Consider the following 9,593-nt stretch of genomic DNA (forward strand, 5'->3'; position numbering starts at 1 on the left):
GAACAGCACCGTCGGCCCTGCTTTGCCGCTGTCATATGTGACCGCGACGCCGTGCCCGCCGAGCTGTGTCAGCACCTTGTCCGGCCCCGTATCGGCGAGGAAGGCGACGACCTCCTTTGCCGTCTTCTCCTCTTCATTCGAGATTTCCGGATACTGGTGCAGCTGGCGCCGCCACGCCGTCAACTCGACGATGTCTCGGTTGGTCAGAGTCATGCTTTTTCAACCTCCGCTGCATTCTTCATCGACACGTCCAGGCACAGGGGTGCCGCAATGATGAATTGCTAGCGACAAAGGGCAGTTCCCGCCACAGTCCAAGTTTCAGGCTTCGGCAGGCCAGAAACGGCCGTTCTCCCGGCCATCCGCAGCCTATTGATTGATCTCGGGCTCGACGAGCTTTGCCAGATTTCTGAGCGATTCCTGCCAGCCGAGATAGCAGGCCTCGACCGGAATGACGTCCGGAATGCCGGCCTGGGTAATGTCGATTTCAGTGCCGACCGACACTTTTTTCAAGACCACGGTCACCCGTATCTCGCCGGGCAGGTTGGGATCGTCGAACCTGTCGGTGTAGAGCAGGCGCTCGCCCGGAACGAGTTCAAGGTATTCGCCGCCGAAGGCGTGGCTGTCGCCGGTGGTGAAATTGCGGAACGACATCTTGAACGTGCCTCCGACCTTTGCCTCGAAATTATGGACCGTGCAGGTGAAGCCGTTTGGCGGAAGCCACTTGGCCAGCGCGTCCGCTTCAACGAAGGCGCGATAGACCTTTTCAGGGCTGGTCGTCAGAACGCGGTGCAAACGTACGGTGCCGGGCATTGCTGGATCCTTTCATGAATGCCTGTTCGATACCCCAAGGACGGACGAAGCCTAGCCAGTCCGACATTGGTTTGCGAATTTTTTGACGGGAGGCGGCCTGCCTACGCCGCGGACATGCGTTCGACCCCGAGCTATCAACACGAAGCTCGGGCGAGACGGCGGATGAACTGCACCGGCTTCGGAGCTGGCGCTCACCTGCTAAATCGAGTTCCTGAGCCATCTTGTTGTTCGGGCGTGTTTTTGTCGATTGCCGCGAACGGCCGCGCGTCCCCGTCGATGCTTCGAACGCCGCCAAATAGGGCAGCGCGTCTTTGCCGTCCATGTGCCGATCATTAGAATTTGCATCTGATCAGAGTTGATTTCCTATCAAGCCGTTAATGCGGTCATGCTGTTAATCAGCATTTGCTAATGAGTCTTTCGAACCTGAGGCAAGCAATGACCAAGAATCTCGGCAATGCACGTCATACGCCGGCGAAGGACCCGCAGGTCTCCCTTCTGGGCAAAGCCGCGCCGGCGCTGTTTCCGCTGGTCGTGGCGGCACTGGGTTACATGGTTGGCAAGCAGTTCTTCGGCATCTAGGCGCGAAGTTCCGTTCCCTCAAACGTCTCGGCGGACCGACCATCTCAGCGCGCGGGCCGCCGTTTGCGTTGCAGCGGCGTGTTGCCGGGCATCAACGTCAAACATGCACGTCGCCAAAGGACAGTTCGCCGTCGTTATCGGCCGTGAAAAAGACGATGGCAAGCAACCCGACATAGAATGCGGCCACGACAACCACGATCGCCACACCGGGAACGGGGCCAAGGGCGGCGCTGTCTACGGCTTCGCGAAGCGAACCGGCAAAGCCGGTCCTGACGCCCACGGTTTGAAGGCTGGGGGTGGATATCTTGAGCACCCAGGCCAGCAAGAGGATCAGGAACAGGTAGATGTAATTTCGCCGCAGCCGACGGGCCAGCGCGACGCGCTGCGACAGCAGGAACTTCGGCGCGCGTAGGCCTTCCCCGACGATGAGCAGCCAGTCCGAGGCAAAGTCGGGCTGTGGGGAAAAGATCTGCGCGAAATAGTGGCGCTCGAACTGGCGTACGCGCGCCCGATAGAAATCGAAGAACCGATAGCGGCGCGCCTCGATCCATAGCAGCAGCAGGATCAGCAGCATGGCGAAAAGCAGCACGCCGTGATGCGCACTGGCCGTCGACAGCGATACCGAAAGCAGCGCCGCCACCACCGTGATTGCCCAGTTGGTTGTCCTGTCCAGCCGGTCGCGCCATCCCGCCATGCGAGCGATCTCGGCGCGGTGAAAATGCGACAGCGTGTTGACGCGCTCCGCCGATGAAAGGACGGGGCCAGCGGGCTTTGCCGACGCGTCGTTCATGGCATCCTCCGGCAAGGAACAGAACGGCCTGCCAGCGGCATTGTTCCCTGTCCTCGAGACCGCCGATCCAGCCGACCAGCCGCGCGTTGAGGCCGAGGCGGCTCCGGTCCAGCAGACACCAAGCTGGCGGTTGACCACTGTTTCGCGAAGTGCCGATCGAAGGGCACGACTGATGTGGACAGCACCGGTGACGCAGGCACCTGCATGCACCAATCACATTACATTACGAGGTCTTGACCCACCCGCGACGGAGTCCAAAATCCTCCGCACCAGTGCCGACGAGGCGCCGGCTTCACGGGCGCCGCGCGGGTCAGGGGCGGTGGCCTTCGGGCAGGCTCAGGTGCGCGAGCCCCCGCCACTGATCCAGGCGTTTCCAACGGGACCGGAGCGCCAATGGCGCAGACGCGCATCGTCCGAGCATGGCAACCAGAGCATGCAAACGAACGATAGACAGGATCAAGAAAGGAGCAAATGCAATGACCATTCGTGATCTGATGCCATGGGGTCGCGATCCAAACCAGGTTCAGACCCTCTCAGGCGACCGCGATCAGGACCCATTCATGAGCCTGCATCGCGAGATGAACCGCCTTGTTGACGACATGTTCCGCGGTTTCGGTTCACGTCTTCCATCCTTGGGCAGGCTCTCTTCAGCGGGCGGTGGCTGGCCTAGCGTGGAAATCTCGGAAACGGACAAGGAAATCCGCGTGACCGCCGAGATACCCGGCATGGAGGAAAAGGACATCGAGGTGTTGCTCGATGACGGCGTCCTGACGTTGCGCGGTGAAAAACACGCCGAAACCGACGACAAGGAACGTCAGTTCTCCGAGCGATTCTACGGCCGCTTCGAACGTCGCATTCCGATCGGCTTCGAAGTCGAAGAAGACAAGGTCGCTGCCGATTTCCGCAACGGCGTGCTGTTCGTCACCTTGCCGAAATCCGAGAAGGCACAGAACAAGATGAGGCGCATCCCCATCGGCGGCAAGAGCACCAAGCACTAGAATGATTGGATGCCGGGCGGGAGGGTCACCCGCCCGGCATCGGCCGTTGAATTTTGCGCCGGTCACATGGACCCTTGAGAATCCCTCTGCCTTCGGCAACATGACGGCGACGGTAGAGGGTATGAAATGAACCAGCCGATTTCTGCCATATCGCCGCGCAAGTCCGTGCCGCGCAACACGCCGATGGCGCTGACCGAGGCGTTGGTCGCGCGCACTATGCGTGCTGTCGAGGATGCCGGGCCGACGCCGGGCATGGTTCACATGACCGATGCCGACTATGCGCGTATCCGCGACGAGGTGCTGGCCGGCGCTCCGGCCGGGCCGCTGAAACTATTTGCCTATGGCTCGCTGCTGTGGAAGCCCGCCGGCGAGGTGAGGGGCGGAGAACGCGCGGTGGCCAGCGGCTGGCATCGTTCGTTCTGCTTCACGGTGCAGCGTTTTCGCGGCACGGTCGAGCAGCCCGGCTTGATGATGGCGCTCGATCGCGGCGGCCAGTGCCAGGGCATGGTGTTCGAGATCGCGGAACCGGTGGCGGCCAACCTCGAAGCGCTGCTGCGCCGCGAAATGACCATCCTGCCCGCCGTCAACGTGCCGCGCTGGCTGCAGGTCAGGACCGAAGGCGGCCCATGTCGCGCGATTGGTTTCGTCGTCGATCCCGCCAATCCGCGTTATGCCGGCAAGCTCGACAAGCAGGCGATCGCGGCGACGCTGGTGACAGCCGTCGGTCATTGGGGCTCGGGCGCGCAATATCTATTCGAGACGATCCGCCACCTCGAAGCCTGCGGCATCCGCGACCGCAATCTGTGGCGGCTGCAGGAACTGGTGGCGGAAGAGATCGGGCTGACCGTCGCCCAGAAGTGATCCGCCCAGAAGTGATCCGCTCAGACGCGGCACGCTTCAGTCGTGTTTGGCTCCGGATGCTTGCAGGCCACAGCACCTTGCGAAGCAAATCTCTGATTTCGTAAGTCTCCGCAGTGAAGGTTTAATGAATTGAAAACAGTTCTGGGCCAACGATGACCTGAACACCGGCGCAGGACACGGTGCGCGTGGACCAATCATGAAATCCTCGACCGGAGAGCACTACCCAGCGCTGGATCATGTTCGTGGCCTGGCGGCCTTTCTTGTCTTTACCTGGCATTTCCTTCATGCTTCTCCTGAAGGCCCCGTGCCTTATGATTTCGTGCCGGCTCTTCCTATCTTCAGCGTTCTGGATGAAGGGCATACTGGCGTTTCCCTGTTCATGGCGCTTTCCGGCTACCTGTTCGCCAAGCTGCTCGATGGAAAGCAGATCAACTATCTGCCCTTCTTTGCCAACAGGGCCCTCAGGCTGCTTCCGCTTCTCCTGGTCGTGCTATGCATCGAGGCCTGCCGCAGGTACGTGGCCGGCCAGTCCCTCGACGGGTATTTCACGGGCGTCGGATTGGGGTTTCTTTTTCCCACCCTCCCGAATGGCGGCTGGTCGATAACGATCGAAGCGCACTTCTACCTGTTGCTGCCGTTCTTGCTGATGGTATCCAGGCGGTTTGTGTTCGCGCCCTTGCTGTTCATCGCGGCAGCCATTGTGCTGAGGTCCGTCCTGTATGTGCAGATCGGCGAAGTGCAGTCGGCGGCGTCCGCAACCATCATAGGCCATGCGGATCAGTTCCTGGCCGGCATTCTTGCCTTTCACCTGCGTGCCCACGCGAAGAACCAACACTGGCTGGCGCTGGCCGTTCTCATGGCTTTTTCGGGGTTCTTCTGGTGGTTCGATGCAGCCGGCGGATTTTACCAACTGGGCCGCTATCCGTCGCCTCATTGGATATGGATCATCCTGCCGACCCTGGAGGCGGCAGCCTATTCATTCGGCATCGCCTACTACGACACGAGCTTTTCGAGAAAGCGAACAAGCCCGCCGTTCAGGGTACTGGAGAAGGCTGGGGCCTACAGCTATTCGATCTATCTTCTGCACCTGTTCTTCGTCATGCAATTGGCAGCGTTCATAGACACGAATGTCATGAGCATCAGCAATTTCTACGTCGCATGCCTCTGGTCCGCATTGTGCTTCGTGGCGACGATCCCGATCGGCTATCTCAGCTATACCTGCGTCGAGGCGCCATTCCTGCGCCTGCGTCTGCGCTATATGGACCAAAAGCCCGAAACCGCGGCATCGACCGCGGCTGAGCTTGGATCGGTCATCGCCGATACACCGACCTCGTTCAGCCGTCCCTGAGCCATACCAGCATCTCGCCGGGCTCGCGGTTGTCCCAGGCGAAATAGGGAATGGCGGTCAGTCGCGTCTCGGCGGTGGCCGGCGGCTCGGGCCTGTAGAGCCCGTCCTGCCAGCCGTCGGAGACATCGGCAAGTGCCGCGGTCGACAGCGTCACCACGCCGCCGAGAAGTTCCGGCCGGTGCTGCGCTTCGATGGTGGCCGTCCGCGGCAGCGTCAGGCGATGCGGCTGGCTGTCATTGTCTGATGCCTCGACGCAATAGATCAGCGGGCCGCGTGACAGCGCGACGCGGCCAGCATCCTGGCGCACCTGCGGGTTGGCATAAAGCCGCTCGATCGGCATTTCGAGATCGAGCCGGACATTGTCGCCCTTTTTCCATGTCCGCTTGATCGCGGCGTAGCCGTCGCTGGTGATATCCGCCAGCCTGATGGCTTCGCCGTTTATCTTCAACCCGGCACTGGCGCTCCAGGCGGGAATGCGCAGGTGCAAAGTGAACTCGACCGGCGCCCGCGGTTCGAGCATGATGTCGACGGCGCCGTCCCAGGGATAGCTGCTGACCTGCGTCAGGCTCACCGGGACGCCCGATATATCGAAGCGCCCGGTCGAGTCGCCATAGAGGTGGACGGCCAGCGCATCGTGGGCCAGGCTGTAGAAATAGCTGCCGATCGAGGCGACCATGCGCCCGATATTGGGCGGGCAGCACGGGCAGCGGTGCCACTTCCACCTGTTGTGCTTGCCCCGGCTTTCCAATGGATTCTCGTAGAAAAACAGCGAGCCGTCGAGCGACAGGCCCGAGATCGAACCGTTGTAGAGGGCGCGTTCCATCATGTCGGCGTAGCGCGCGTTCGGCCCCATGCCGAGCATGCGGCTGGCCCAGAACACCAAGCCGACCGCCGCACAGGTCTCGGCATAGGCGCTTTCGTTGGGCAGGTCGTAGTCGCTGGTGAAGCCCTCATTGTGCGCCGACGGCCCCAGTCCGCCAGTGATGTAGAGACTCTTGGTGGTGAGATCGTCCCACAGAAGGTCGAGTGCTGCTCGCAGCGTATCATCGCCATATTCGGTCGCGATATCGGCCATGCCGGAATAGAGGTACATCGCCCTGACAGCATGGCCGACGACCTTGTTCTGTTCTCGCACCGGGATATGCGACTGGCTGTATTCATAGGTCTTGAAATGATAGGCCTTCGGGTCGGCGCCGCGGGCGCGGGCCTCCTCGTCGAAATAATGCGGCTGCTGACCGCGCTGGTCGATGAAGTATCTGGCCAACTCCATATATTTCCGCTCGCCGGTCACCCGTGCCAGCTTGACCAGCGCCAGCTCGATCTCCTCGTGGCCGCAATAGCCCTTCTTCTTGCCGGGCTCCGGGCCGAGTACCGACGCGATGTGGTCGGCATAGCGGCACATGATATCGAGCAGCTTGCGTTTTCCCGTCGCCTGGTAGTAGGCGACCGCGCCCTCGATCAGATGGCCGGCGCAATAGAGCTCGTGGCAGTCGCGCAGATTGGTCCAGCGCTTGCCGGGCTGGATGCGTTGGTACCAGCTGGAGAGATAGCCGTCCTCCTGCTGCAGCCTGCCATACATGTCGATGACGGCGTCGATCTTCTTCTCCAGTTCGGGATTCTTGCGCCGGTACAGCGAATAGGCCGCGGTCTCGATCGTCTTGCCGAGATCGGAATCCCAGAACATCTGCGTGGTCACCGTCGATCCGGTGAATTCCGCGCCCTGGCGGTCGGCTTCGTCGGGAGAGGGCGAGTGGAAGGGGATGACTATGCCGGGCGAGGGACGGTCCGGATCGATCTGCTCCAGCATGCGGGCCTCCACGCAGCGCTCGTAAAGGATATCGGCGGTGCGGGCGGCGACAGCGTCGGCGCGATCGCCCCAGAAGCCGTGCACGTCGACCTGCGGCACCGGCAGCGGGCGGAAGGCGAGCTTCGGTTTCCCGGTTTTTGCGGATGGCGATGCGGTCATGAATTTACTCCATTCTATTTGACGGCCCCGGCCATCAGGCCGCGGATGTAGAAGCGCTGCAGCGCCAGGAACAGGATGAGGCACGGCACCATCATCACGGTGACGCCCGCCTGCACCGCGCCCCAGTCGATGGCGCCGAAGCGGCCCGACTGCAGTGCGGTCATCATCACTGGCAGCGTGAATTTGGATTGGTCGGTCATCAGCACGAGGGCGGCGAGGAATTCGTTCCAGGCGCCGAGGAAGGCAAACAGGGCGATGGTGACGACGCCCGGCCAGACCAGCGGCAGCATCACCTTCCAAAGCATGGTGAGATTGCCGGCGCCGTCCATGCGGGCGGCTTCCTCGATCTCGCGCGGCACTGCGTCGAAGGCGTTGCGCATCATGAAGATCGAAAACGGCAGTTGCAGCGTCACATAAACGCCGACCAGGCCGGTCAGCGTGTTGTGCAGGCCAAGCTTGGTCAGCACCAGGAAGATCGGCGTCAGGATCGACTGGAACGGGATCATGATCGTCGACAGGATGAGGATGAAGAACAGGTCCTTGAACGGAAACCGGAACCGCGAAAAGCCATAGCCGGCCAGCACGCTGACGGCGACCGACAGCACCACGGTCATCACCGAGACATAGATGCTGTTTTGGGCCGAGACCCAGAGCCCGTCGCCGAAGCTGTTGAGCGTGGCGTAGTTCTCCAGCGAGAAGCCTGATGTCGGCCAGGGCGGCAGCGGCGGCAGGCGCGCTTCGGCCGCTGGCTTGAACGCCGACAGCACCGCCCACACGATCGGCGCGGCAAACAGCACCGAGGCGACGATGCCGGTCGAATGCTCGCCGATGCGGCTCAAGAGCCGGCGGTTGCGGGAAGCGGCCTGCGCCATCAGTCGAGCCCCTCCGGCTTGCGCAGCAGCCACAGCTGGACGAGGCTGAGCGCCACCAGGATCACCAGCAGCACCATCGACAAAGCCGCGCCGTAGCCGAGCTTGAACGACACGAAGGACTGGTTGAAGATCCAGTAGACCGCCGTCAGCGTCTGGTTGCGTGGGCCGCCGCGCAGGATGATGTAGAACTGGTCGAAGGCGAGGATCGAGCCGGCGACCGACAGGATCAGGGCCAGCGCCAGCGTGCGGCGCATCAGCGGCAAAGTGATCGCCCTGAACCTGGCGAACGGATCGGCGCCGTCGATGACGGCCGCCTCCTGCAGATCCTGCGGGATCGATTGCAGGCCGGCCATCAGAATGATCATGGTGAAGCCGGCGACCTTCCAGACGACCATGGCGATGATCGACCAGAAGGCCGGCTGGAAGGTGGCCAAAAGGTTGAACTTCCTGTCGATCAGGCCAAGGTCGTAGGCGGCCGGGCTGAACAGGCCGGAATCGACGTTCAACAGCCATGACCAGAGCAGGCTGGCCGAGGCAAAGCCGACAACCGCCGGCATGAAGAACATCGTCCGGTAAAGATTGGTCAGCGGCCGCGGCCGCTCGACGAACAGCGCCAGCGGAAACGCCACCACGAAGATCGCGATGGTGACGATCACGGTGTAGTAGGCGGTGAAGCGCAGCGCGTTCCAGAACCGGGTGTCGCGCAGGATGGCGACATAGTTGCCGAGGCCGATAAAGCTGTGCTCGCCCATCAGGGGCCAGTTGTGCAGCGACATCCACGCCGTCATGCCGAGCGGGATCAGGAAAAAGACGACGACCAGCGCGACAGCCGGCGCGACATAGAGCAGGCCGATCCATTGGTGGCGGCTGGCGACCTTGCGGGCGCGGGGCGGGGCAGGGGTTGCTGCGGTGATGACGGTCATGGCTGCGCGCTCGATGCTATTGGGACATTGGCAAAGAACCCCCTCACCCGGATTGCCAACCCAATTGAAGAGAGCAATTCGGGGCAATCCGACCTCTCCCTGAGGGGAGAGGAGGTTGCCGGGGATGGTGCCAGCCTCTTCTCCCCAGCGGGGAGAAGGTGGCCGCGAAGCGGCCGGATGAGGGGGTCTTTTCTCAACGCGATAGCCCTGCCGTTGGCGATGCGGTATCCGGCCACCCGCCCAGGGAGACAGGCGGGCGGCCGGCAGGCGTCCGCTACTTCTGCGGCGCCTGGTCGATGATCGACTGCATCGTTTCCTGCGCATTGGCTATCGCGCCATCGACATCGTCGCCGAAGAAGACCTCGTTGATCATCTGCGTCCACGGGCCGTTGGCGGAGTTGATCAGGTCGTTGAACACCACCGAATAGGGCGTCTTGCCCTTGGCC

Annotated in this window: 9 protein-coding genes and 2 pseudogenes; 4 read left to right on the forward strand and 7 right to left on the reverse strand. The window is 62.1% G+C overall.

Annotated features, from left to right (window positions below; translation table 11 throughout):
• Window positions 1-213: pseudogene (locus tag ENZ74_RS11265) on the reverse strand (amidohydrolase); the annotation flags it as partial.
• A 153-nt stretch (window positions 214-366) separates the two neighbouring features.
• The gene (locus ENZ74_RS11270) at window positions 367-810 is read right to left on the reverse strand and encodes an SRPBCC family protein (protein WP_013530517.1); all 444 of its coding nucleotides are present in this window, start codon (window positions 808-810) and stop codon (window positions 367-369) included.
• Between the two features lie 435 nt (window positions 811-1,245).
• Between ENZ74_RS11270 and ENZ74_RS11275 the strand changes: the two genes are divergently transcribed.
• Window positions 1,246-1,389, forward strand: coding sequence for a hypothetical protein (locus ENZ74_RS11275; protein WP_013530518.1), 144 nt, complete (start codon window positions 1,246-1,248; stop codon window positions 1,387-1,389).
• A gap of 97 nt (window positions 1,390-1,486) precedes the next feature.
• On the opposite strand, the gene ENZ74_RS11280 is transcribed toward ENZ74_RS11275, so the two are convergent.
• Window positions 1,487-2,179 carry a DUF2270 domain-containing protein gene (locus ENZ74_RS11280; RefSeq protein ID WP_063168672.1) on the reverse strand — a complete coding sequence of 231 codons (693 nt, stop codon included), beginning with the start codon at window positions 2,177-2,179 and terminating at the stop codon, window positions 1,487-1,489.
• Window positions 2,180-2,655: 476 nt separating this feature from the next.
• On the opposite strand from ENZ74_RS11280, the gene ENZ74_RS11285 reads away from it, so the two are divergent.
• The 3 genes from ENZ74_RS11285 to ENZ74_RS11295 all read left to right on the forward strand — a co-directional run bounded on the left by ENZ74_RS11285 (window position 2,656) and on the right by ENZ74_RS11295 (window position 5,386).
• Window positions 2,656-3,177 (forward strand): Hsp20/alpha crystallin family protein, encoded by a 522-nt coding sequence (locus ENZ74_RS11285; protein ID WP_013530520.1) that lies wholly within the window; start codon window positions 2,656-2,658, stop codon window positions 3,175-3,177.
• Between the two features lie 126 nt (window positions 3,178-3,303).
• Window positions 3,304-4,038, forward strand: coding sequence for a gamma-glutamylcyclotransferase (locus ENZ74_RS11290; protein WP_013530521.1), 735 nt, complete (start codon window positions 3,304-3,306; stop codon window positions 4,036-4,038).
• Between the two features lie 196 nt (window positions 4,039-4,234).
• The gene (locus ENZ74_RS11295; protein WP_063168671.1) at window positions 4,235-5,386 is read left to right on the forward strand and encodes an acyltransferase; all 1,152 of its coding nucleotides are present in this window, start codon (window positions 4,235-4,237) and stop codon (window positions 5,384-5,386) included.
• On the opposite strand, the gene ENZ74_RS11300 is transcribed toward ENZ74_RS11295, so the two are convergent.
• The 4 genes and pseudogenes from ENZ74_RS11300 to ENZ74_RS35075 form a co-directional block, all read right to left on the reverse strand.
• Window positions 5,373-7,352, reverse strand: a complete 1,980-nt coding sequence (locus tag ENZ74_RS11300; RefSeq protein ID WP_063168670.1) for a glycoside hydrolase family 127 protein — start codon at window positions 7,350-7,352, stop codon at window positions 5,373-5,375. The two genes, ENZ74_RS11295 and ENZ74_RS11300, sit on opposite strands and share 14 nt — an antisense overlap.
• Before the next feature lie 14 nt (window positions 7,353-7,366).
• On the reverse strand, window positions 7,367-8,224 hold the full coding sequence (locus ENZ74_RS11305) for a carbohydrate ABC transporter permease (protein WP_013530524.1): 858 nt from the start codon (window positions 8,222-8,224) through the stop codon (window positions 7,367-7,369).
• The gene (locus tag ENZ74_RS11310) at window positions 8,224-9,147 is read right to left on the reverse strand and encodes a sugar ABC transporter permease (protein ID WP_063168669.1); all 924 of its coding nucleotides are present in this window, start codon (window positions 9,145-9,147) and stop codon (window positions 8,224-8,226) included. The genes ENZ74_RS11305 and ENZ74_RS11310 overlap by 1 nt, the downstream gene beginning before the upstream one ends.
• Before the next feature lie 274 nt (window positions 9,148-9,421).
• Window positions 9,422-9,593 (reverse strand): annotated as a pseudogene (locus ENZ74_RS35075) (sugar ABC transporter substrate-binding protein); the annotation flags it as partial.

The organism is Mesorhizobium sp. M7A.F.Ca.CA.002.15.2.1 (genome assembly GCF_003998715.1).
GTDB lineage: Bacteria > Pseudomonadota > Alphaproteobacteria > Rhizobiales > Rhizobiaceae > Mesorhizobium > Mesorhizobium ciceri.